This window comes from Streptomyces sp. EDA2-14 (assembly GCF_054963755.1).
Genome location: NZ_JBUEGE010000001.1, coordinates 1,231,193 through 1,253,226, shown reverse-complemented (window position 1 = coordinate 1,253,226; position 22,034 = coordinate 1,231,193). Strand labels below are relative to the sequence as shown.

General features: G+C 70.7%; 27 protein-coding genes. 10 read left to right on the top strand and 17 right to left on the bottom strand.

From position 1 onward, the window contains the following. Positions 1 to 45 precede the first annotated feature (45 nt). The 4 genes from ACY34M_RS05630 (at position 46) to ACY34M_RS05615 (ending at position 2,848) form a co-directional block, all read left to right on the top strand. The gene (locus tag ACY34M_RS05630) at positions 46 to 810 is read left to right on the top strand and encodes an SDR family NAD(P)-dependent oxidoreductase (protein ID WP_462718809.1); all 765 of its coding nucleotides are present in this window, start codon (positions 46 to 48) and stop codon (positions 808 to 810) included. A 132-nt stretch (positions 811 to 942) separates the two neighbouring features. Then, on the top strand, positions 943 to 1,182 hold the full coding sequence (locus tag ACY34M_RS05625) for a hypothetical protein (protein ID WP_462718808.1): 240 nt from the start codon (positions 943 to 945) through the stop codon (positions 1,180 to 1,182). A gap of 68 nt (positions 1,183 to 1,250) precedes the next feature. Next, a complete protein-coding gene (locus ACY34M_RS05620) occupies positions 1,251 to 2,390 on the top strand; it encodes a chymotrypsin family serine protease (RefSeq protein WP_462718928.1) in 1,140 nt (379 codons plus the stop codon). A gap of 11 nt (positions 2,391 to 2,401) precedes the next feature. Continuing rightward, entirely contained in the window at positions 2,402 to 2,848 is a 447-nt protein-coding gene (locus tag ACY34M_RS05615) for a hypothetical protein (protein WP_462718807.1), read from the top strand. Between the two features lie 196 nt (positions 2,849 to 3,044). On the opposite strand, the gene ACY34M_RS05610 is transcribed toward ACY34M_RS05615, so the two are convergent. Next, a complete protein-coding gene (locus tag ACY34M_RS05610) occupies positions 3,045 to 4,481 on the bottom strand; it encodes a hypothetical protein (RefSeq protein ID WP_462718806.1) in 1,437 nt (478 codons plus the stop codon). 208 nt (positions 4,482 to 4,689) lie between these two features. Between ACY34M_RS05610 and ACY34M_RS05605 the strand changes: the two genes are divergently transcribed. After that, positions 4,690 to 6,531 (top strand): endonuclease/exonuclease/phosphatase family protein, encoded by a 1,842-nt coding sequence (locus ACY34M_RS05605; protein ID WP_462718805.1) that lies wholly within the window; start codon positions 4,690 to 4,692, stop codon positions 6,529 to 6,531. A 10-nt stretch (positions 6,532 to 6,541) separates the two neighbouring features. Here ACY34M_RS05605 and ACY34M_RS05600 read toward each other — a convergent pair whose 3' ends face one another. The 4 genes from ACY34M_RS05600 to ACY34M_RS05585 all read right to left on the bottom strand — a co-directional run bounded on the left by ACY34M_RS05600 (position 6,542) and on the right by ACY34M_RS05585 (position 8,468). Further along, positions 6,542 to 7,294: an SRPBCC family protein gene (locus tag ACY34M_RS05600; protein WP_462718804.1), complete on the bottom strand. Its 753-nt coding sequence runs from the start codon at positions 7,292 to 7,294 to the stop codon at positions 6,542 to 6,544. A gap of 63 nt (positions 7,295 to 7,357) precedes the next feature. Then, on the bottom strand, positions 7,358 to 8,017 hold the full coding sequence (locus ACY34M_RS05595) for a hypothetical protein (protein WP_462718803.1): 660 nt from the start codon (positions 8,015 to 8,017) through the stop codon (positions 7,358 to 7,360). Continuing rightward, positions 8,014 to 8,172, bottom strand: coding sequence for a hypothetical protein (locus ACY34M_RS05590; RefSeq protein WP_462718802.1), 159 nt, complete (start codon positions 8,170 to 8,172; stop codon positions 8,014 to 8,016). The genes ACY34M_RS05595 and ACY34M_RS05590 overlap by 4 nt, the downstream gene beginning before the upstream one ends. Continuing rightward, positions 8,169 to 8,468 (bottom strand): hypothetical protein, encoded by a 300-nt coding sequence (locus ACY34M_RS05585; RefSeq protein ID WP_462718801.1) that lies wholly within the window; start codon positions 8,466 to 8,468, stop codon positions 8,169 to 8,171. The genes ACY34M_RS05590 and ACY34M_RS05585 overlap by 4 nt, the downstream gene beginning before the upstream one ends. A gap of 213 nt (positions 8,469 to 8,681) precedes the next feature. Between ACY34M_RS05585 and dapA the strand changes: the two genes are divergently transcribed. Further along, complete coding sequence (dapA, locus tag ACY34M_RS05580; protein ID WP_462718800.1) at positions 8,682 to 9,608, top strand: 4-hydroxy-tetrahydrodipicolinate synthase; 927 nt, start codon at positions 8,682 to 8,684, stop codon at positions 9,606 to 9,608. Here the strand turns inward: dapA and ACY34M_RS05575 are convergent. Then, positions 9,556 to 9,969 (bottom strand): hypothetical protein, encoded by a 414-nt coding sequence (locus ACY34M_RS05575; protein ID WP_462718799.1) that lies wholly within the window; start codon positions 9,967 to 9,969, stop codon positions 9,556 to 9,558. The two genes, dapA and ACY34M_RS05575, sit on opposite strands and share 53 nt — an antisense overlap. Before the next feature lie 172 nt (positions 9,970 to 10,141). On the opposite strand from ACY34M_RS05575, the gene ACY34M_RS05570 reads away from it, so the two are divergent. Continuing rightward, complete coding sequence (locus tag ACY34M_RS05570) at positions 10,142 to 10,453, top strand: SCO4225 family membrane protein (RefSeq protein WP_462718798.1); 312 nt, start codon at positions 10,142 to 10,144, stop codon at positions 10,451 to 10,453. A gap of 70 nt (positions 10,454 to 10,523) precedes the next feature. Here the strand turns inward: ACY34M_RS05570 and dapD are convergent, their stop codons facing one another. The 11 genes from dapD to ACY34M_RS05515 form a co-directional block, all read right to left on the bottom strand. Continuing rightward, positions 10,524 to 11,513, bottom strand: coding sequence for a 2,3,4,5-tetrahydropyridine-2,6-dicarboxylate N-succinyltransferase (gene dapD / locus ACY34M_RS05565; RefSeq protein ID WP_462718797.1), 990 nt, complete (start codon positions 11,511 to 11,513; stop codon positions 10,524 to 10,526). A 90-nt stretch (positions 11,514 to 11,603) separates the two neighbouring features. Further along, positions 11,604 to 12,143 carry a TetR/AcrR family transcriptional regulator gene (locus ACY34M_RS05560; RefSeq protein WP_462718796.1) on the bottom strand — a complete coding sequence of 180 codons (540 nt, stop codon included), beginning with the start codon at positions 12,141 to 12,143 and terminating at the stop codon, positions 11,604 to 11,606. Further along, positions 12,143 to 12,466 (bottom strand): DMT family transporter, encoded by a 324-nt coding sequence (locus ACY34M_RS05555; protein ID WP_462718795.1) that lies wholly within the window; start codon positions 12,464 to 12,466, stop codon positions 12,143 to 12,145. Before ACY34M_RS05555 ends, ACY34M_RS05560 begins: the two co-directional genes overlap by 1 nt. 95 nt (positions 12,467 to 12,561) lie before the next feature. Further along, positions 12,562 to 12,900, bottom strand: coding sequence for a metal-sulfur cluster assembly factor (locus ACY34M_RS05550; protein ID WP_462718794.1), 339 nt, complete (start codon positions 12,898 to 12,900; stop codon positions 12,562 to 12,564). Further along, positions 12,897 to 13,355: a Fe-S cluster assembly sulfur transfer protein SufU gene (gene sufU / locus ACY34M_RS05545; RefSeq protein ID WP_462718793.1), complete on the bottom strand. Its 459-nt coding sequence runs from the start codon at positions 13,353 to 13,355 to the stop codon at positions 12,897 to 12,899. The genes ACY34M_RS05550 and sufU overlap by 4 nt, the downstream gene beginning before the upstream one ends. A gap of 38 nt (positions 13,356 to 13,393) precedes the next feature. Continuing rightward, positions 13,394 to 14,650, bottom strand: a complete 1,257-nt coding sequence (locus ACY34M_RS05540) for a cysteine desulfurase (RefSeq protein ID WP_462718792.1) — start codon at positions 14,648 to 14,650, stop codon at positions 13,394 to 13,396. Next, complete coding sequence (gene sufC, locus ACY34M_RS05535; RefSeq protein WP_385766119.1) at positions 14,647 to 15,411, bottom strand: Fe-S cluster assembly ATPase SufC; 765 nt, start codon at positions 15,409 to 15,411, stop codon at positions 14,647 to 14,649. The genes ACY34M_RS05540 and sufC overlap by 4 nt, the downstream gene beginning before the upstream one ends. Before the next feature lie 7 nt (positions 15,412 to 15,418). Further along, on the bottom strand, positions 15,419 to 15,742 hold the full coding sequence (locus ACY34M_RS05530; RefSeq protein WP_450816417.1) for a non-heme iron oxygenase ferredoxin subunit: 324 nt from the start codon (positions 15,740 to 15,742) through the stop codon (positions 15,419 to 15,421). Next, a complete protein-coding gene (sufD, locus tag ACY34M_RS05525) occupies positions 15,742 to 16,923 on the bottom strand; it encodes a Fe-S cluster assembly protein SufD (RefSeq protein ID WP_462718791.1) in 1,182 nt (393 codons plus the stop codon). Before sufD ends, ACY34M_RS05530 begins: the two co-directional genes overlap by 1 nt. Before the next feature lie 57 nt (positions 16,924 to 16,980). Then, entirely contained in the window at positions 16,981 to 18,405 is a 1,425-nt protein-coding gene (sufB, locus tag ACY34M_RS05520) for a Fe-S cluster assembly protein SufB (protein ID WP_462718790.1), read from the bottom strand. Beyond that, complete coding sequence (locus ACY34M_RS05515; protein ID WP_462718789.1) at positions 18,402 to 19,124, bottom strand: helix-turn-helix transcriptional regulator; 723 nt, start codon at positions 19,122 to 19,124, stop codon at positions 18,402 to 18,404. The genes sufB and ACY34M_RS05515 overlap by 4 nt, the downstream gene beginning before the upstream one ends. Positions 19,125 to 19,331: 207 nt before the next feature. Here ACY34M_RS05515 and ACY34M_RS05510 point away from each other — a divergent pair, with 207 nt between their 5' ends. The 3 genes from ACY34M_RS05510 (at position 19,332) to ACY34M_RS05500 (ending at position 21,955) form a co-directional block, all read left to right on the top strand. Next, positions 19,332 to 20,123, top strand: a complete 792-nt coding sequence (locus ACY34M_RS05510; RefSeq protein WP_462718788.1) for an AAC(3) family N-acetyltransferase — start codon at positions 19,332 to 19,334, stop codon at positions 20,121 to 20,123. A 66-nt stretch (positions 20,124 to 20,189) separates the two neighbouring features. Continuing rightward, positions 20,190 to 21,170 carry an ABC transporter ATP-binding protein gene (locus ACY34M_RS05505; RefSeq protein WP_462718787.1) on the top strand — a complete coding sequence of 327 codons (981 nt, stop codon included), beginning with the start codon at positions 20,190 to 20,192 and terminating at the stop codon, positions 21,168 to 21,170. Then, positions 21,167 to 21,955 carry an ABC transporter permease gene (locus ACY34M_RS05500; protein ID WP_462718786.1) on the top strand — a complete coding sequence of 263 codons (789 nt, stop codon included), beginning with the start codon at positions 21,167 to 21,169 and terminating at the stop codon, positions 21,953 to 21,955. The genes ACY34M_RS05505 and ACY34M_RS05500 overlap by 4 nt, the downstream gene beginning before the upstream one ends. Positions 21,956 to 22,034: the final 79 nt, after the last annotated feature.

Genomic DNA, 22,034 nt, shown 5'->3' with positions numbered 1-22,034 from the left:
GGTTGAACACCGTCCGACGTCGAGGGGCCCACTGCCGTGACTTCCGTGAACTCCGAGAACCTTCCGCCCTCCGGCCGCCGCGTCCTGGTCTCCGGGGCCTCGCGCGGCCTCGGCCGGGCCCTCGCCCGCGCCTTCGCGGCGAACGGGGACCGGGTGGCGGTGCACTACGGCTCACGCGAGGAGGAGGCGCGGGCCACGCTCGACTCGCTCGACGGCGCCGGGCACGTCCTCGTCGGCGGCGACATCTCCGACCCGGCGGGCGCGGCGTCCGTCGCCGACCGCGCGGCCGAGGGCCTCGGCGGCCTCGACGTCCTGGTCAACAACGCGGCCGTGAACACCCCGCATCCCCCGGCCACCACCCCGTACGAGGAGTGGGTGCGGCAGTGGCAGAGCCACGTCTCCGTGAACCTGCTCGGCACCGCGCACCTCAGCCACCTCGCCGCGCAGCGCATGATCGGGCAGGGCACGGCGGGCCGGATCGTCAACGTCGGCTCGCGCGGCGCGTTCAAGGGCGAGCCCGACCACCCGGCGTACGGGGCGACGAAGGCCGCCGTGCACGCGCTCGGCCAGTCCCTCGCGGTGGCGCTCGCGCCGCACGGGATCGGGGTGGCGTCGGTGGCGCCCGGCTTCATCGAGACGGAGCGGGTGGCGCACCGGCTGACGGACGAGGTGCGTGCGCAGAGCCCGTTCGGCCGGGTGGCGTCGGCCGAGGAGATCGCCGAGGCCGTCCTGTGGCTCGCCTCGCCGGCCGCGCAGTGGGCCTCCGGCACCGTCCTCGACCTGAATGGCGCCTCGTACCTGCGGACGTGACCCGTATCTTCGTAAAGAAGGTCAACAGCCGTATTCCCCACTCAAACCCAAGATTTCACGCATACCTCCTTGACCGGCCTGCCGCGCGGCAATAGACAGACGGCAGCAGACAGTTCGGGGGGTGGCGAGCCGATGGACGTACGCCGGGCACGCGACCTCCATGAGAGCCGGCTGATGAAGCTGGCCAATGTCACCGGAGTCGGGACCGGGAAGGACGAGCACTCGGGCGAGGACGTCATCGTCGTCTTCGTGACCCGCAAAGTGCCCCGCGACCGGCTCGATGCGGAGGACGTCGTCCCCGAAACGCTCGACGGGGTACCGGTGCGTGTGCTCGCGATAGGTGACGTGCACGCCCGGGGCGACGGGCCGTAGGGGGTCCCCCGCACTTCAGCGGCGAGTCAGGGGAATTGAGGTGGTCTGGCGTGCGCCAGCCCGAATTGATGCGCGGACCGGCCGGAGGACAGCTGAGCGACAGTTCCCGGCAGCAAGCGACCAGTGACTTCCTGCGGCGCGAGGCGCCCCTCGCCAATGTGGTCGGCTTCGGCCACGGCGTGAAATGGTCGAACGGCGAGCCGACGGGCGAGGAGGCCGTCCTCGTCTTCGTGACCCAGAAGGTGCCCGAATCACTGCTCCCCGAAAGGGATGTGATTCCACGTCAGATGGACGACGGCACCCCGACCGACATCGTGGCCGTCGGCCACATCTCCGCCCAGCGCCGGCAGAGCCGCCCCTTGGGAGCCCGCTCCGAAGAGGCCGGCTACGGACCGGACGGCGGCATCGCCCAGCAGTTCTCCCGCGCCTCCCAGCCCCTGCTCGAGGAGCAGCTCGGCGGGCTCGGGGTGTTCGAGCCGCAGCAGCTCGTGCGCCGGATGCGGCCGTGCCCCTCCGGCTTCTCGGTCGGCAACGTCGCCATCACCGCCGGCACCCTCGGCAGCGTCGTCTACGACTTCCTGCCGGGCGCCACGGTGGACCCGCCGGGGCCCGGCCTCGGCGTCCCGTCGAAGTTCTACATCCTCTCCAACAACCACGTCCTCGCCGACTCCAACCGGGCCCAGCTGGGCAGCGCCATAGTGCAGCCCGGCCGGTTCGACGGCGGCACGGACCCCGGGGACCGCATCGGCACGCTGTCCCGCTTCATCACCATCCAGTTCGCCCCGCAGACGCCGCTGGAGCGGCAGAACAACGTGGTCGACTGCGCGCTCGCCGAGGTCCAGTTCCAGGACGCGACGCGCGAGCAGTACTTCAGCGGCGCACCGCGCGCCTGGCGGCGCAAGGCGAACGTCGCGGTCGGCGACCTGGTGAAGAAGACGGGCCGTACGACGAACGTGTCCTTCGGCCGCATCATCGCGGTCGACGCCACCATCGACGTCAACTACGGGACGGCGGGCACGGCCCGCTTCAAGGACCAGATCCTCACCACGAACATGTCCGCGGGCGGCGACTCCGGTTCGCTCGTGACGTCCTACGACAACGTCGCGGTCGGCCTGCTGTTCGCCGGTTCGTCGACGGTCACGGTCGAGAACCACATCGAGAACGTGCGCGCCCTGCTGCGCGTCGAGGTCTCCGAGCAGCTGGCATAGGAGGTGACGGCATGACCACTCAGGCACGCAAGGGCAAGGGCCAGACCCGCGCGGAACACCGCTTCCACAACCCGCAGGGCGCCGAGGTCAAGACCCGCGACGAGGCGTTCGCCGCGGCGCGCGAGGTGACCGCGGAAGCGCAGACGGTCGACTGCAAGCTGGAGCTGAACAACGGCGGGGTCACCTTCGCCATCACCGCGAAGATCAACCCGAACACGCACCCCTTCGTGGTGACCGGCGGCCAGATCACGTCGGGCATCTGCGGCGCGCCGTGGGACATCACGGGCGGCTTCATCGGGGACACCATCCGCCTGGACGCGAAGCGAGCGGGCCAGGGCTCGTGCGCGAACACGATCACGGTGGTCGGCGAATTCCAGAACCCGCCGTCCTACCGAGGCACCTACGGCTTCGACGGCGCGACGTCGTCGTTCAAGCACACGACGCGCTACCTCTGCTAGCGACGCACGGGCGTGCCCGCGTCCCGGGGACGCGGGCACGCACTCATCAAGCGCCTTCGGCGGCGGGCGAGCACATCAAGCCCCTGCGGCGGGTGAGCAAATCAAGCTCCTGCGGCAGGTGAGCAAATCAAGCCCCTGCGGCGATTGAGCAGCGGGGCCCGGGGCAGCGCCCCGCGACCGCAACCACGTCACCCGGTCAGCCACCCGCGGCAGACCGCGCCTTGAACGCCGCCTTCCGCGCCTCCTTGGCCACCTTCTTGTCGGGATGCAGCCGCCCCATCGCCTCCAGCACATCGGCGGTGGCCGGATGCTCGACCCGCCAGGCCGCCGAGAAGAACCCACTGTGCTGCGCCGCGAGCCCCTCCACCAGCGCCTGAAGCTCCTCCGAGTTCCCCTCCAGGGACAGCTGCGCCGCGATCGTGTCGACGGTCAGCCAGAACACCAGGTCCTGCGAAGGCGCGGGCACGTCCGCGAACCCGTGCTCGGCCAGCCACACCCGGGCGAGCCCGCCCAGCTCCGCGTCGTCGAGCACCTCCCGCAGCGCCGGCTCGGCCTCCGTGCCGACCAGCGAGAGCGCCTGCTGGCAGCGCAGCCGCCGCAGCGGCGCCCACTCGTCGGCGCCGCGCGCCGCACCCAGCAGCTCCCGCGCCGCGGCGAGCGGTTCGCGCCGCGCGAGCCACTGCTCGATCTCGTCCTGCGCGGCGGCCTGCGGGAACGCGGCCGTGCCGTCGAGCAGCGCGTCGGCCCCCTTGTCGGCGAGGTCGCCGACGGCCGGGACGGCCAGACCCGCCTCGAGCATCCGCGCCCGGACCCCGTACAGGCCGAGCGGCGTGAGCCGCACCATCCCGTAGCGGGAGACGTCGGACTCGTCGACGGGCTCGGCCGGCGCCTCGTCGGAGTCGATGTCCGCCATCAGCGCCTCGTCGACCGGCTGGAACTCCACCAGGCCGATCGGGTCGAGCAGCCGGAACTGGTCGTCGAGCCGCATCATCGCGTCCGAGACCTGCTCCAGGACGTCGTCCGTGGGCTCGCCCATGTCGTCGGGCACGATCATCGACGCGGCGAGCGCGGGCAGCGGCACGGCCTCCTGGCCGGCGCCGCCCTCGCTGACGGTCAGCAGGTACAGATTGCCGAGCACGCCCTCCAGGAACTCGGACTCCGCCTCGGGGTCCCAGTCGAGCTGCGAGAAGTCGATCTCGCCGCCCTCCTCCATGGCCTCGACCACGTCGTCGAGGTCGGGCACGCTGGCGTCGGCGAGCACGGTGTCGAGCGCGCCGAGCCACAGCGCGAGCACGTCGGAGGGGCCGCCGGAGGTCAGCATGCCGAGCTCCTCGCCGACCGTGACGGTGCCCTCCTCCTCGTCGACGATCTCCACGAGGCCCGTGTCGACGGCGACGCGCCAGGCCTCGCTGGCGTACGCGGCGCCGTCCTCGTCGTCCGTGAGCCCGAGCTCGGACGCGGCACCGGGCAGCTGTTCCTCGTCGAGTTCACCGCCCGCGCCGACCCGGGTCTCGGGCCCGGCCCAGCGGGCGAGCTTCACCGCGCGGGACAGGAGGGTGGTGGCAAGGGCGTCCCGCGCCAGCTCCGCTTCGGCGGGCAGCCGCACCGGCGGCAGGGGGGAGCTGTCTGACATCGGCTGGTTCTCCTCGGGGACGTACATGAGGCCTACGTTGCGACCGCCCAGCCTAGACGGATTTACACCCATGCTGTCCGGTTCACGTACCGGTCGGCTCCCGCTCACGTCCTCGACATCCCCGGAACCTTGACAACTCGCGCGCACAGGACGGAAATTGACGCGCGTAGAAGTAGCCACCGCCGGCCGCACGTCCTCGGAGGATCCGTTGTCCCACTCGACGTCCCACCCGTTCTCCCGGTCCCGCCTCGCCGCGCTGGCCGTCGCCTGCGCAGCGGTGTCCGGCACCCTCGCCACGCTCCCCGCCCACCCGGCCGTGGCCGCCGACGTCGCCATCCACGACATCCAGGGCGCCACCCGCATATCCCCGCTCGCCGGACATCAGGTCACGGGCGTGACGGGGGTGGTGACGGGCGTCAGAACGTACGGCTCGTCCCGCGGCTTCTGGTTCCAGGACACCAGGCCCGACGCCGACCCGGCGACCAGCGAGGGAATCTTCGTCTTCACGAGTTCCACTCCCACCGTGAAGGCCGGGGACGCCGTCACCGTCTCAGGGACGGTCTCCGAGTACGTGCCCGGCGGCGCCTCGTCCGGCAACCAGTCGCTCACCGAGATCACCAAGCCGACCGTGACCGTGACCTCGTCCGGTAACCCGGTGCCGGTCACCACGATCAGCGACAAGTCGGTCCCGGCCGCGTACGCGCCGCAGGGCGACGCGGCGGCGAGCGGCTCGATCAACAAGCTGCCGCTGCGGCCGAAGGCGTACGCCCTCGACTACTACGAGTCCCTGGAGGGCCAGAACGTACGGGTCGGCTCCTCGCGGGTCGTCACCGCCTCGGACGCGTACGCGGAGCTGTGGGTCACGGTGAAGCCGCACGAGAACCCCACCAGGCGGGGCGGCACCCGCTACGGCTCGTACGAGGACCAGAACAGCGGGCGCCTCCAGATCCAGTCGCTCGGGGCGGTCGCCGACTTCCCCGCGGCCGACGTCGGGGACGTCCTGTCCGGCACCACCGAGGGCCCGCTCGACTTCAACCAGTACGGCGGATACACGCTGGTGGCGCGGGAGTTGGGGGGCCTGAAGCAGTCCGGGGTCAAGCGCGAGACGACGCGGGCGCAGAAGTCGGGCGAGCTGGCCGTGGCGACGTACAACGTCGAGAACCTCGACCCGTCGGACAGCACCTTCGACGCGCACGCGGCCGCGATCGTCGACCACCTGCGCTCGCCCGACATCGTGTCCCTGGAGGAGATCCAGGACAACAACGGCGCGAAGAACGACGGGACGGTCGCCGCCGACGCGACGATGGGCAGGCTGATCGACGCGATCGCAGCCGCGGGCGGGCCGCGCTACGAGTGGCGCTCGATCGACCCGGTGAACAACAAGGACGGCGGCGAGCCGGGCGGCAACATCCGCCAGGTCTTCCTGTTCAACCCGGACCGGGTGTCGTTCACCGACCGGCCCGGCGGCGACGCCACGACGCCCGTGGGCGTGACCGGCGAGCACGGCAAGGCGGCGCTGACCGCGTCCCCCGGCCGCGTCGACCCGGCGAACACGGCCTGGGACAACAGCCGCAAGCCGCTGGCCGGCGAGTTCACGTTCCGCGGCAAGCCCGTCTTCGTGATCGCCAACCACTTCGCGTCCAAGGGCGGCGACCAGGGCCTGACCTCCCAGTACCAGCCGCCCGCGCGCTCCTCGGAGACGCAGCGGCACGCGCAGGCGACGGTGGTGAACACCTTCGTGAAGGACATCCTGAAGGCGCAGCGGGACGCCGATGTCGTCACGCTCGGCGACATCAACGACTTCGAGTTCTCCGGCACGGCGCAGCGCCTGGAGGCCGGCGGCGCGCTCTGGTCGGCGATCAAGTCGCTTCCGAAGAAGGAGCGTTACACGTACGACTACCAGGGCAACAGCCAGGTCCTGGACCAGATCCTGATCAGCCCGTCGATCAGGGCGAAGGGCGCGTTCGCGTACGACAGCGTGCACATCAACAGCGAGTTCCACGACCAGATCAGCGACCACGACCCGCAGGTGCTGCGCTTCAGGCCGTAGCGGGGACCGGCTACGCGAAGATCCGGGCCAGCCAGTCCGCCCACTCGGTCTCGATCCGCCCGGCATCGGCGTCCGGCGCGAAGTCGTGGACGCTGATGCCGACGGGGGCGCCCCAGTGGCCGCGACCGAAGAAGCGGTACAGGGCGTTCTCGGTGCGCAGCCCCAGGAAGTGGGCGTCGCGGTAGTCGAGCACGGTGTCCAGGGCCTGGTGGGCCGGGCCCTGGAGGCGGACGCGCGCGCCGTCCGTCGCGTCGCAGGGCAGTCCGAGCGCGCGGGCGACGGCGGTGAGCGCTTCCCGGTTCGCGGATCTGCCGGGCCCCTCGCACGTGGCGAAGGCGACCGGGAGGCCCGCGAAGTACGTCACGTACTGGCGCAGCGTGTGCAGGTAGAAGTCGGTGTGCTTGTCGGCGGCGTCGTGGAGGGTGTCCCAGTCCGCGGTGAAGATGCCGCTGTGCACGTAGCGGACGCGGGCCCTGCTGCCGCCGTCGCGCGGCTCGATGGTCCAGTCGAGCTGGTTCAGCGGCTGGCCGGGCGGCAGGGCGGTCGGGTCGTCGGAGCGGGCGGTGAGCCGGCGCGGCGGGTCCCACACGGTCAGCACGGAGCGGAAGGGGCCCGTGCCGCCCTCCTTGGGCTGGTACTCCATGGGCCACAGCCAGCCGCCGGACCCCGTGGTGACGGCGTCCCACATCTGCTGGGGACGGGCTCCGACCTCGAACTCGCGGGGGATCTCGAACGGCTTCCCGCCGTCGCGGGACCCGCTCATGACCGCCGACTTCGTCGCATGAACTCACGGTCCCACAGGTCGACCGGACCCGCCCCCGCGCGGCTACTCCTCCCCGCCCTTCGCCCGCCCCAGGCGCGCCAACTGCCCCTGGAACCAGTCGAGTCGGGCCTGCAGCAGGGCCGCCTCCGCCGCCAGTTCGGGCATTCCGGGGTCCGAGCCGTGCGGCTGTGCGCCCGGTGCGGCGCGCACCCGCAGCCCGTCGCCCGCGAGCCGGGCGAACGTCTCCAGGCTCCAGTTCGCCCTCCCGCCCCCGCAGCCCGCGCACGCCGCCTCCAGCACGAACCGGCCCGCGCGGCCCCATCCGGCATCGGTGAGCACTGCGGCCTCGGCGCCGCACGCGCACGGACCGACGGTGGCGCTGCGCACCCGCTGGCGCCCGTAGCGGTATCCGCGCTCGAAGCGGATGTACGGACCGAGGACGGAGACCTCGAGCAGTACCGCCCTGCGGTGGCTCGCCAGCATTCCCTGCGCCCACCGGCGTTCGCCGACGCAGTGGAATCCGCAGTCGCAGCGCCGGTGCGGCGCGCGGTGGCGTCTGCCGTACACGCAGCGCGCCTCGTCGAGCACCTGGTAGGGCGCGGCGGCGCCGAGCGAGACGCCCAGGAAGCCGGCCCGCCCACCGTCCGCGTCGAGCACGGGGTGGGCGATCTTGTAACCGGTGGGCGGCTCCGTCGGACGCTCCTGCGGGAGCCGCAGCCTCATCGCGCGGCCGGGACCCCGACGGGTTCCGCGGCGTCTTCGTCCTGCACGGCGATCTCGGTCGCCAACTCCGCTGCCCGGTCTTCCCCTTCGGGCCGTACGACGTCCTGCGGCGCTTCTTCGGCGATTCCGGTGGCGAGTGCCTTACCGAGCCTCATGGTGCCTCCCCTGGACGGCCTTCGGCGACGCGGTCGCCGGTCACCGGGCTCTCATGGTGACGCATCCCACCGGTTTTGGCACCGGTTCGTTCCGCGCCCTGCATGAGCAGGGCGTGCTCGTCGGCCACGAGCGCCTCGGCCACGGCGACCGCCCGCTCCCCCGCGAGTTGCAGCCCCGCGCGGGACCAGGGTTCGGGTGCCGGATGCCGGCGCCGCCACCACACGGCACACGCGGCGTAGATCCCACTCGCACACATCACCGCGGGCGCGGCAAGCGCCACCACCACGTCTCGCACCACACACACCTCGCGAACGGACCAGCGTCTTCACTGGTGTTCATCGGTTTCCGGCCGTACCAGCTGAAGCGCACATCTCAGCCAAACCGCGCACCGACCGACGCATTCAAGCCGCGTACCCACCATCTCCCGCCACACCGGTCAGCAGCACTTAACAGCACCTCGTAGCAGAATTAAGTGGAGCTACACCACGCACGGCCCGACACTCCAGTCATGACCGACGCGATCCCCCGCCACGCCCCCTTCGGCCGCGCCCTGTGCGCCATGATCACGCCCTTCACCGAGACCGGCTCGCTCGACCTGGACGCCGCCCAGAAGCTGGCCGACCACCTTGTCGCCGAGGGCTGCGAGGGCCTGGTCCTGTCCGGCACCACCGGGGAGTCGCCGACCACGACGGATACGGAGAAGGCGGAGCTCGTACGGGCGGTGCGCGCGGCGGTCGACGGCCGCGCGACGGTCGTCGCCGGCATCGGAACCCCCGACACCGCCCACACGATCGCCCTCGCCGAACAGGCCCAACGGGCTGGCGCGGACGGCCTGTTGGTGGTCGCCCCGTACTACAGTCGCCCGCCCCAGGATGCGGTCGAGGCCCACTTCCGCGCCGTCGCCGACGCCACGGAGCTGCCGCTGATGCTGTACGACATCCCCGGCCGCACCGGCACCCGCATCGAACCGGCCACCATGGTCCGCCTCGCCGACCACCCCCGCGTCGTCGCCGTGAAGGACTGCGCGTACGACCTCCTGGGCACGCAGACGGTCATGTCCGAGACGGACTTGGCGTACTACACCGGCTGCGACGAGTACGTCCTCGCGCTGTACGCCCTGGGCGGCGCGGGCTACGTCTCGACGGTGGCGAACGTGGCCCCGGCGGCGTTCCGCGCCGTCATCGACGCGTACGACGCGGGCGACACGGCGGAGGCGGCCCACCGCCAGCGGCTCACCGTCCCCCTCACGGAGCTGATGATGAACGCGGGCCTGCCGGGAACGGTCACCGCGAAGGCCCTGCTCGGCGGCCCGGTCCGGGCACCGCTGCGCCCCGCCGACGAAGGAGCGGTCGACGCGCTGCGGGCGGCGCACACGGCGCTGCTCAGCGCGCCGCCCCGACGGACTCCCTGCGCTGCCGGGCCACGACACTCATGACGACGGCCACAAGACCGGCGGCCGCCACGCTCCCCACCAGGACGAGCCCGACGCCGACCGCGTAGAGCCCACTGGAGTCGTCCGACCAGTCGTACGCGGCCGCCCCGGTCAGCCCGGCGCCGATGCCGACGACGGCGGGGACGGCCCGCCGCTTCGCCACGGCCAGCCACAGCACCAGGAGCAGCGTCACCACGAGGCCGAGCACCTGCCACGCCTCGTAGGGACCGCTCTCCGTGCCGTCGGCTGCCACGTCCCGCCGCTGGTCCCATCCCAGCCAGGCGGCCCAGGCCCCGGCGGCCACCAACGCCACCACCAGCCCCCACACCACCCGCTCGGCCATGCCTGCAACTCGTCGTTCCATACCTCCAGCGTCCCCCGCACACCACGTCCCCGACCACCGCGCACGTACTCAGACCGAACCGAGTACGACCGCCCGAGTCCCGAACCGGGTACGCGTACTCATGACGCCACCACGGTCCGGCACAACCATGGCGGGAGAGAGCAGCACGACCACTCACGGGGAGACGAGACCCATGAATGCCCGCACCCTCTTACGGCTGACCGTCACCAACCCGGCGTCGGCGGTCTATCTCGGCATCGTCGGCGCGACGGCCCTGTTCGAGACGGCCACCCTGTTCACGTCCGCCGATCCGGGCTTCGTCGGCGTCTGGAGCCTTTTCGCCACGGCCCCCACGTCCCTGCTCGCGATCTCGTTCGTCCACGAGGAGGCCCCGACAGGCGTCTTCCCCGCCGTGGTGGCCGCGAGCGCCCTGCTCCAGTCACTGGCCCTCGGGGCGACCTACGACGGCCTGCGCGGCCGGCGCCGCCCCGGCAGGACGGTCTGACGCGCGCCCGCACAGACGAACGAGCGCCCTCCCGTGTGGCACGGGAGGGCGCTCGTTGTTCCGCTCAGCCTCAGTTGTGGCTGTGCAGGACCTCGTTGAGGCCGCCCCAGACCGCGTTGTTCGGGCGGGCCTCGACGGTGCCGGTCACCGAGTTGCGGCGGAAGAGGATGTTGGAGGCGCCGGAGAGGTCGCGGGCCTTGACGACCTCGCCGTCGGGCATCGTGACGCGGGTGCCGGCCGTGACGTACAGGCCCGCCTCGACGACGCACTCGTCGCCGAGCGCGATGCCGACACCGGCCTCGGCGCCGACGAGGCAGCGCTCGCCGATGACGATGCGGACGTTGCCGCCGCCGGAGAGGGTGCCCATCGTGGAGGCGCCGCCACCGATGTCCGAGCCGTTGCCGACGACGACACCGGCGGAGATGCGGCCCTCGATCATCGACGTGCCGAGCGTGCCGGCGTTGAAGTTCACGAAGCCCTCGTGCATGACCGTGGTGCCCTCGGCGAGGTGCGCACCCAGGCGGACGCGGTCGGCGTCGGCGATGCGGACGCCCTTGGGGGCCACGTAGTCCGTCATGCGCGGGAACTTGTCCACGGACGTCACCTGGAGGTGCAGGCCCTCCGCGCGGGCGTTCAGCCGGGCGGTCTCCAGGTTGTCGACGGCGACGGGGCCGAGCGAGGTCCAGGCGACGTTGGCGAGGAAGCCGAACATGCCGTCGAGGTTCTGGCCGTGCGGCTTCACCAGGCGGTGCGAGAGCAGGTGCAGCCGCAGGTACACGTCGTGCGCGTCGAGCGGCTTGTCGTCGAGGGACGCGATGACCGTGCGGACGGCCACGGTCTCCACGCCGCGGCGGGCGTCGGGACCGATCGCCTTCGCCGCGCCCTCGCCGAGCAGCTCGACGGCCTTCTCGGCGGAGAGCTTCTCGGTCCCGGCCGGGCCGGGCTCGGCGACGAGCTCGGGGGCGGGGAACCAGGTGTCGAGCACGGTGCCGTCGGTCGTGATGGTGGCGAGACCGGCGGCGACGGCGCCGGTGGAGCGGGGAGCAGTGGTGTCGGTCATGGCCCCAAACCTAATCGGCGCGGGCCCGCGGAGGCTAACCGGTGCCCGCTCCCGTCTCACCTGCCGGGCGCCCGCCCCGGCCCCCCGCGCTCACGGGACCAGCCGCGCCAGCATCTCCCGCGTGTACTCGGCGTCGTACTGGCCGCCCGTCAGCAGCACTTGGAGCGAGATCCCGTCCATCAGCGCGACCAGCGCCCGCGCGGTGACGGGATCGGTGCGCCGGGCCACGACCTCGGCCAGCTCCTCGCACCACTCGGCGGCGACGGGCCGCAGCGACGGCCTGCGCAGCGCGGCCAGGTACAGCTCGTACTCCAGCTCCACGCCGTCCCGGTCCCCGGCCAGCCACTCGCCGAGCACCGCGGCCAGCTCGGCGGGCAGGTCGCTGTGCGGGTCCTCGATGGCGTGGTGCGCGGCGAGGACCTTCGCGAACCCCTCGTTGGCCTGCCGCAGCGCGGCCACCATCAGCTCGTCGAGGGTCTTGAAGTGGTACGTGGTCGAGCCCAGCGGCACGTCGGCCTCGCGGGCGACGGAGCGGTGGCTGAGCCCGGCGATGCCCTTCGAACCGACGACCCGGATCGCCGCGTCGATGATCCGCTGGCGGCGCTCGGGGTCGTAGCGACGGGTCGGCATCAGTGCGCCGCCCCGCCCAGATTGAGCAGCACGACCCCGCCGATGACGAGGAGGATCCCCGCGACCTTGGCGGGCGTCAGGCCCTCCCCCAGGAACAGCATGCCGATCGCGGCGATGACGGCGGTGCCGGTGCCCGCCCAGATCGCGTAGGCGGTGCCGATCTGCACGGTCTTCAGCGTCTGCGCGAGCAGCGCGAACGCGACGATGTAGCCGGCGACGGTGAGCAGCGAGGGCCAGAGCCTGCTGAACCCCTCGCTGTACTTCATGGCGGTGGTGGCGCCCACCTCGGCGGCTATGGCGCCGGCCAGCAGCACGTATCCCATGTGTACGAGTGTACACAACGTTGCGTACACCCGTACACAAACGAGGTCGTGAAAAAGCCCCTCCGGCAGTCGTTCACCGGAGGGGCTTGATCGGCTCACACGTTGAAGCCGAGCGCCCTCAGCTGCTCGCGGCCGTCGTCCGTGATCTTGTCCGGGCCCCACGGCGGCATCCAGACCCAGTTGATCCGCAGCTCGTTGACGATGCCGTCGGTGGCGGACTTCGCCTGGTCCTCGATGACGTCGGTGAGCGGGCACGCCGCCGACGTCAGCGTCATGTCGATCGTCGCGATGTTCGCGTCGTCGATGTGGATGCCGTAGATCAGGCCCAGGTTGACGACGTCGATGCCCAGCTCGGGGTCGACGACGTCGTACAGCGCCTCGCGGACCTCGTCCTCGGAGGCCGGCTTCATCTCCACTGCCGTGTTTTCACTCATGCGGTCTTCGCCTCCTCCGCGAAAGCCTGCGCCGTCGCGTCCTTCCACGCCATCCAGCTCAGGAGGGCGCACTTGACTCGGGCCGGGTACTTGGAGACCCCGGCGAACGCGACCGCGTCCTCCAGGAGCTCCTCCATCGAGTCGTCCGGCTCGATCTGCCCCTTCGACTGCATCAGGTCCAGGAAGGTCTCCTGGATCTTCCGCGCGTCGGAGAGTTCCTTGCCGACCAGCAGATCGTTGAGGACGGACGCCGAGGCCTGGCTGATGGAGCAGCCCTGACCCTCGTACGACACGTCCGCGATCTTCTCGCCGTCGTACTTCACGCGCAGCGTGATCTCGTCACCGCACGTCGGGTTGACGTGGTGCACCTCGGCGTCGCCATCCCGCAAGCCCCGACCGTGCGGGTGCTTGTAGTGGTCCAGGATGACTTCCTGGTACATCGAATCCAGCTTCATGCGATTCCTCGCCAACCCCTCAGCCGCTGTGCTGGCATCTAACCGAAAAAGTTCCGTACGTGCTCCAGGCCCTCGACGAGAGCGTCGATCTCGCCGGGCGTGGAGTACAGATAGAACGACGCTCGCGTGGTCGCAGGAATTCCGTACCGGAGGCACACGGGGCGCGCACAGTGGTGGCCGACCCGGACCGCGATGCCCTGCTCGTCGAGAACCTGGCCCACGTCGTGCGGGTGGATGTCGCCGAGCGTGAAGGAGATCGCCGCGCCCCGGTCCTCGGCCGTGGTGGGGCCGATGATCTTCAGGTCGGGGACCTCCTGCAGCCGCTTCACCGCGTACTCGGTGAGCGCCTGCTCGTGCCGGAGGATGTTCTCCATGCCGATCGAGTTCAGGTAGTCGATCGCCGCGCCGAGGGCCACGGCCTCCGCGATCGGCGGCGTACCGGCCTCGAACTTGTGCGGGGCGGGGGCGTACGTCGAGGAGTGCATGGACACCGTCTCGATCATCTCGCCGCCGCCGAGGAAGGGCGGAAGGTCCTCGAGCAGCTCCTGGCGGCCCCACAGGACACCGATGCCGGTCGGGCCGCACATCTTGTGGCCGGTGAAGGCCACGAAGTCGGCCTGCAGCGCCTGCACGTCGACCGGCATGTGCGGCGCGGCCTGCGAGGCGTCGATGCAGACCAGGGCGCCGACCTCCTGGGCGCGGCGCACGATGGCCTCGACCGGGTTGTGGGTGCCGAGGATGTTCGACACGAGCACGAAGGAGACGATCTTCGTCTTCTCCGTGATGACCTCGTCGATGTTGCTGAGGTCGAGACGGCCGTCGTCCGTCAGACCGAACCACTTCAGCTTCGCGCCGGTGCGCTGCGCGAGCAGCTGCCACGGAACGATGTTGGAGTGGTGCTCCATCTCCGTGATCACGATCTCGGTCTCGTGATCGACCTTGTACGGCTCGTCGGCCCAACCGAGCATGTTGGCCACGAGGTTGAGCGACTCCGAGGCGTTCTTCGTGAAGACGACCTCGTCGCGGCTCGGCGCGTTGATGAACGCGGCGACCTTGTCGCGCGCGCCCTCGTACAGCGCCGTGGCCTCCTCGGCCAGCACGTGCACGCCGCGGTGGACGTTGGCGTTGTGCTGCTCGTAGTACTCCGTGATGACGTCGAGAACCTGGCGCGGCGTCTGCGAGGTCGCCGCGTTGTCCAGGTACACGAGCTTCTTGTCGTCGTGCAGCACCCGGTCGAGGATCGGGAAGTCCTTGCGGATCGCCTCGGTGTCGAGGAGGCCCGGCAGCTGTGTCACGCGGATGCGCCACCCTTCACGTACTTGTCGTAGCCCTCGGCCTCGAGCTGGTCGGCGAGCTCGGCGCCGCCGGACTCGACGATGCGGCCGCCCGCGAAGACGTGCACGTGGTCGGGCTTGATGTAGCGCAGGATGCGCGTGTAGTGGGTCACCAGGAGGGTGCCGACCTCGCCGTTCTCACGGACGCGGTTGATGCCCTCGGAGACGATGCGCAGGGCGTCGACGTCGAGGCCGGAGTCGGTCTCGTCGAGCACCGCGATCTTCGGCTTGAGGAGCTCCAGCTGGAGGATCTCGTGGCGCTTCTTCTCACCGCCGGAGAAGCCCTCGTTCACGTTGCGCTCGGCGAAGGACGGGTCCATGGAGAGCTTCTCCATGGCCTCCTTGACCTCCTTCACCCAGGTGCGCAGCTTGGGGGCCTCGCCGCGCACGGCCGTGGCCGAGGTGCGCAGGAAGTTCGACACGGAGACACCCGGAACCTCGACCGGGTACTGCATGGCGAGGAAGAGGCCGGCGCGGGCGCGCTCGTCGACGGACATCTCCAGGACGTCCTCGCCGTCGAGCGTGACGGTGCCGCTGGTGATCGTGTACTTGGGGTGACCCGCGAGGGAGTAGGCGAGGGTCGACTTGCCGGAGCCGTTCGGACCCATGATCGCGTGGGTCTCGCCCTGCTTCACGGTCAGGTCGACGCCCTTGAGGATCTCCTTCGTGGCGTTGTCCGCCTCGACGGTGACGTGCAGGTCCTTGATTTCAAGCGTTGCCATGGGGACTTCAGTTCTCCTGGGTGAGGGAGACGAGAACGTCGTCCCCTTCGATCTTCACGGGGTATACGGGCACGGGGCGGGTGGCCGGGAGGCCGGAGGGCTTGCCGGTGCGCAGGTCGAACGCGGAGCCGTGCAGCCAGCACTCGATCTGGCAGTCCTCGACTTCGCCCTCGGAGAGCGAGACGTTCGCGTGCGAGCAGATGTCGTTGATCGCGAACACCTCGCCCTCGGTGCTCACGATGGACACGGGCGTGCCGTCGATCTCCACCCGCTTCGGGGTGTCGGTCTCCAGCTCGGCGAGTCCACAGGCACGGACGAATGCGGGGGTCATCAGACCGACGCCTCCAGCTCGACCTCGATCTTCTCGAGCAGGCGCTCCTCGATGTCCGGGACACCGATCTGCTGGACCAGCTCGGCGAAGAAGCCGCGCACGACGAGGCGGCGGGCCTCCTCGGCGGGGATGCCGCGGGACATCAGGTAGAAGAGCTGCTCGTCGTCGAAGCGGCCGGTGGCGGAGGCGTGACCGGCGCCGACGATCTCGCCGGTCTCGATCTCCAGGTTCGGCACCGAGTCGACGCGGGCACCGTCGGTCAGAACCAGGTTCCGGTTCATCTCGTAGGTGTCCGTGCCCTCGGCCGCGGCCTCGATGAGGACGTCACCGATCCACACGGCGTGCGCGTCGTCGCCCTGGAGCGCGCCCTTGTAGACGACGTTCGACTTGCAGTGCGGGGTGTTGTGGTCGACCAGGAGGCGGTGCTCCTGGTGCTGGCCCGCGTCGGTGAAGTACAGGCCGAACAGCTCGGCCTCGCCGCCGGTGCCCGCGTAGTTGACGCGCGGGTTGAGGCGGACGACGTCGCCGCCGAAGGTCACCACGACCGACTTGAAGGAGGCGTCGCGGCCGACGAGCGCGTTGTGCTGCGCCACGTGCACGGCCTTGTCGTCCCAGTCCTGCACGGAGACGACGGTCAGCTTCGCGCCGTCGCCCAGCAGGTAGTCGACGTTGGCGGCGAGCACCGCGTCGCCGGTGTGGTCGATGACGACGACGGCCTCGGCGAAGGCACCCAGCTCGATGACCTGGTGGCCGTAGGCGACGCCGCCCTCGCCGTGCACGGCGATCCGGATCGGCTCGGTGAGCACCGTCTCCTTGGGCACGGAGACGACGGACGCCTTCTCGAACGCCGAGTACGCCTGCGCGGCGATCCGGTCGACGGGCTTGCCGGCCTTGCCGACGCGGGCGTCGTCGCGGCCGACGAGCTCGACGTTGACGCCCTCGGGGGCCTCGACGTCGACCTTCACGCCGTCACCGGTCGCGGTGGCGGTGCCGTCGTGCAGACCGCGCAGCCGCTCCAGCGGCGTGAACCGCCACTCCTCCTCACGGCCGTGCGGGACCGGGAAGTCCTGCACGTCGTAGGACGGGGGCGCGCTCATGCGGGTGGCGACGGTCGACTCGGCGGCGACCGCGATGGTTCCGGCGGTCGTCGACCCGGCCGGGATGTTCTGAGCCTCAGCCATGGCTGTCGTAGTGCTCGCTTTCGTTACGTGAGTGACTTGATGGAAGACCGCAGGGCGTCAGCCCACGGCCCCTTCCATCTGGAGCTCGATCAGCCGGTTGAGCTCGAGCGCGTACTCCATGGGCAGCTCCTTGGCGATCGGCTCGACGAAGCCGCGCACGATCATCGCCATGGCCTCGTCCTCGGAGAGGCCGCGGCTCATGAGGTAGAAGAGCTGGTCCTCGGAGACCTTGGAGACGGTCGCCTCGTGGCCCATGGACACGTCGTCCTCGCGGACGTCCACGTACGGGTACGTGTCGGAGCGCGAGATCTGGTCGACGAGCAGGGCGTCGCAGAGCACGTTCGACTTGGCGCCTGGGGCGCCCTCGCCGATCTCGATGAGGCCGCGGTAGGAGGTGCGGCCACCGCCGCGCGCCACGGACTTCGAGACGATGTTGGACGACGTGTTCGGCGCCATGTGGACCATCTTCGCGCCGGCGTCCTGGTGCTGGCCCTCGCCCGCGAAGGCGATGGACAGCGTCTCGCCCTTGGCGTGCTCGCCCATCAGGTAGACGGCGGGGTACTTCATGGTCACCTTGGAGCCGATGTTGCCGTCGACCCACTCCATGGTCGCGCCCTCGTAGGCGACGGCGCGCTTGGTGACCAGGTTGTAGACGTTGTTCGACCAGTTCTGGATGGTCGTGTAGCGGCAGCGCGCGCCCTTCTTGACGATGATCTCGACGACGGCGCTGTGCAGGGAGTCCGACTTGTAGATCGGGGCGGTGCAGCCCTCGACGTAGTGGACGTAGGCGTCCTCGTCGACGATGATCAGCGTCCGCTCGAACTGGCCCATGTTCTCCGTGTTGATACGGAAGTAGGCCTGGAGCGGGATCTCGACGTGCACGCCCTTCGGCACGTAGATGAAGGAGCCACCGGACCACACGGCGGTGTTCAGCGCGGCGAACTTGTTGTCGCCGGCCGGGATGACCGTGCCGAAGTACTCCTTGAAGAGCTCCGGGTGCTCCTTCAGGGCCGTGTCGGTGTCCATGAAGATGACACCCTGCTCCTCCAGGTCCTCACGGATCTGGTGGTAGACGACCTCGGACTCGTACTGGGCCGCGACACCCGCGACGAGGCGCTGCTTCTCCGCCTCCGGGATGCCGAGCTTGTCGTACGTGGCCTTGATGTCCTCGGGCAGGTCCTCCCAGGACTCCGCCTGCTTCTCCGTGGAGCGCACGAAGTACTTGATGTTGTCGAAGTCGATGCCCGACAGGTCCGAGCCCCAGTTCGGCATGGGCTTCTTGCCGAACAGCTTCAGACCCTTGAGACGAAGCTTGGTCATCCACTCCGGTTCGGACTTCTTGGAGGAGATGTCCTTGACGACGTCCTCGTTGATGCCGCGCTTGGCAGAGGCACCGGCCTCGTCGGAGTCCGCCCAGCCGTATTCGTACTTGCCCAGGCCCTCGAGCTCAGGGTGGGCAGTCTCCTCGATGGGGAGAGTCATGCGGGGTTCCTCCCGGCCGTGCTTGCAGATGCGTTGGTGGTCGTGTTGGGGGTGTTCTTGGGGATGAACGTCGTGCAGACCCCGTCGCCGTGGGCGATGGTGGCCAGCCGCTGTACATGGGTGCCGAGCAACTGCGAGAACATCTCTGTCTCGGCTTCGCACAGCTGCGGGAACTGCTCGGCCACGTGGGCGACTGGGCAGTGGTGCTGGCAGAGCTGCTCACCGACCGGTGCGCTACGCGCCGTAGCAGCGTACCCGTCCGCGCTCAAGGCCCTTGCCAGGGCCTGAGCCCGCTCCTCGGGGGCCGCGGCCTCGATCGCCTCCTTGTAGGGCCCGGCCTGCGCGGCGATGCGCGCACGGGCGAAGGAGACGAGCGCCTCGTCGCCACCGGCCTGCTCCTTGATCCAGCGGAGCGCCTCGGCGGCGAGCTTGTCGTAGGACTGGTCGAAGGCGTCCCTGCCGCAGTCCGTCAGCGCGAACACCTTGGCGGGGCGGCCGCGGGTGCGGGCCCCGTAGACGCGCTGATCCCTGGGCTCCACGACATTGTCGGCGACCAGAGCGTCGAGGTGGCGGCGGACGGCGGCCTGGGTGAGGCCGAGGCGGCCGGCGAGCTCGGCGACGGTGGACGGGCCGTGGTCCAGGATGGAGCGCGCGACCCGGTTGCGGGTGGACCGCTCTCCGGTCGTGAGCTCCTCAGGGGCCTCGCCAACGTTTTTCACAACGCCATTGTTGCGTAATTCCTCAGAGCCTGACAAGCGCGGCGGTGATCACCCCTCGGTGCGCTACATCACTTAGGGGAACCTAAGTAGCTACCCGCCGTGACCTGCGGAAACGATCTTTGATCGATCAGAATTCGGATTCCGCGACGGCCGGGTCCGAGGCGAATTCCGTGGCGCCCGAATGCTTCTGCGAGGACACTCGCGACCATGTCCGCACCCCTTCCGACCGGCCCACTCGTCACGCGCGACTCCCTCGCGTCCGACCTCCGCGCCCTCGGCGTCCGCCCCGGCGACACCCTCCTCGTACACACCTCCCTCAGCAGCCTCGGATGGGTGAACGGTGGAGCGGTCGCGGTCGTCCAGGGCCTCCTCGACGCGCTCGGCCCGGAGGGCACCCTCGTCGTTCCGACGCAGTCCGCCGATCTCTCGGACCCGGCCCGGTGGAGCCGCCCGCCGGTCCCCCGCGAGTGGTGGGACACGATCCGGGCGACCATGCCCGCCTACGACCCGGCGACGACGCCCACGCGCGGCGTCGGCGTCCTCCCCGAGACCGTGCGTACATGGCCGGGCGCCCTGCGCAGCGCGCACCCGCAGACGTCCTTCGCGGCGCTCGGCCCGCTGGCCGCCGCGGTGACCGAGGGGCACGCGGTCGACTGCCGGCTCGGCGAGCACAGCCCGCTGGCCCGCCTGGAGGAGCTGCACGCGCGCGTACTGCTGCTCGGCGCCGGATACGAGGCGTGCACAAGCTTCCACCTGGCCGAGTACCGTCTGCCGGCCGCCACGGAGGAGGACGGGCGGCCGGGCCCCGACGGCTGGGAGCGGGTGACCGAGGTGGCGATCGACGCCGACCGGTTCGACGAGCTGGGCGGCGCCTTCGAGCGCGACACCACGGTCCTGCGCGGCCGCGTCGGCGCCGCCGCGTCCCGCCTCTTCGCGGTCGCGGACGCGGTGGAGTACGCGCAGAAGTGGCTGCCGGTGCACCGGCCCGCCGCCGTCTGAGGGGTCCCCGTCGTTGTCCTGCCCCGGAGGTCCGGGAGCCGCGCCGCGTCCCTAGACTTGGCCACCATGCGAAGCGAGCCAGCCGCCCACCCGTCACCCGACCACCGCCCCTCATCGGGACGCTTCGCGTCGCAGAATTTGATCGAAATCACCGGTCTGGTGAAGCGGTACGGATCCAAGACCGCGGTCGACGGCCTCGACCTCACGGCGGCCCCCGGCATCACGGCCGTGCTCGGCCCCAACGGCGCGGGCAAGACCAGCACCATCGAGACCTGCGAGGGCTATCGCAAGCCGGACGCCGGCACCGTCCGCGTCCTCGGCCTCGACCCGGTCAAGCAGGCCGCCGCGCTGCGCCCCCGGATCGGTGTGATGCTGCAGTCCGGCGGCGTCTACTCGGGCGCCCGCGCCGACGAAATGCTCCGCCACATCGCCAAGCTGCACGCCCACCCGCTCGACGTGGACGCCCTCATCGAGCGGCTCGGCCTCGGCAGCTGCGGCCGCACCACCTACCGGCGGCTGTCCGGCGGCCAGCAGCAGCGGCTCGCGCTCGCGCTGGCCGTCGTCGGCCGGCCCGAACTCGTCTTCCTGGACGAGCCGACCGCGGGCCTCGACCCGCAGGCCCGGCACGCCACCTGGGACCTGGTGCGGGACCTGCGCGCCGACGGCGTCTCCGTCATCCTCACCACGCACTACATGGACGAGGCGGAGCAGCTCGCCGACGACGTGGCGATCGTCGACGCCGGCCGGGTGATCAAGCAGGGCTCCCCCGAGCAGCTGTGCCGGGGCGGCGCGGAGAACACGCTCCGCTTCACCGGGCGGCCGGGGCTCGACGTGGGCTCGCTCCTCAAGGCCCTGCCCTCCGACGCGGCGGCCGCCGAACTGACCCCCGGCTCCTACCGCGTCAGCGGCACGGTCGACCCCCAGCTCCTCGCGACGGTCACCTCCTGGTGCGCCCAGCACGGCGTGATGCCGGAAAAGATCTCCGTCGAGCGCCACACCCTCGAAGACGTGTTTCTGGAACTGACCGGCAAGGAGCTGCGCGGATGAGCGCCACCGACACGCACCGCGGCACCGGTACGTACGCCCCGAACCCCGGAGCCGCACCGCTCCCCCGCATGATCGCGACGCAGGCCGCGCTCGAGACGAAGATGCTGCTGCGCAACGGCGAGCAGCTGCTGCTCACGGTCGTGATCCCGACGCTGCTGCTCGTGCTGTTCTCGGCGGTCGACATCGTCGACACCGGCTCCGGCAAGGCCGTCGACTTCCTCGCCCCCGGCATCCTGGCGCTCGCCGTGATGTCCACCGCCTTCACCGGGCAGGCCATCGCCACCGGCTTCGAGCGGCGCTACGGCGTCCTCAAGCGGCTCGGCGTCTCGCCGCTGCCGCGCTGGGCGCTGATGACCGCGAAGACGCTGTCCGTGCTGGTCACCGAGGTGCTCCAGGTGGTCCTCCTCACGGTCATCGCGTTCGCGCTCGGCTGGTCCCCGCACGGGAACCCGTTCGCCGTGCTCCTCCTGCTGGTGCTCGGCACGGCGGCGTTCTCCGGGCTCGGCCTCCTCATGGCGGGCACGCTCAAGGCGGAGGCCACGCTGGCCGCGGCGAATCTGGTCTTTCTGCTCCTGCTGGTCGGCGGCGGTGTCATCGTGCCGCTGGACAAGTTCCCCGACGCGGCGCAGTCGGTGCTCGGCCTGCTGCCCATCTCGGCGCTCTCCGACGGCCTGCGGGACGTGCTCCAGCACGGCGCGGCGATGCCCTGGGGCGACCTGGGGATCCTGGCCGTGTGGGCGGTCGTGGGGCTGGGCGCGGCGGGGCGCTTCTTCCGCTGGGAGTGACGTACCGAGAGTGACGTACGGGATGGGCCGGGGGACGTAACCCCCGTCACAGTTGGCCCAGTTACGTCCCCCTCGTGAA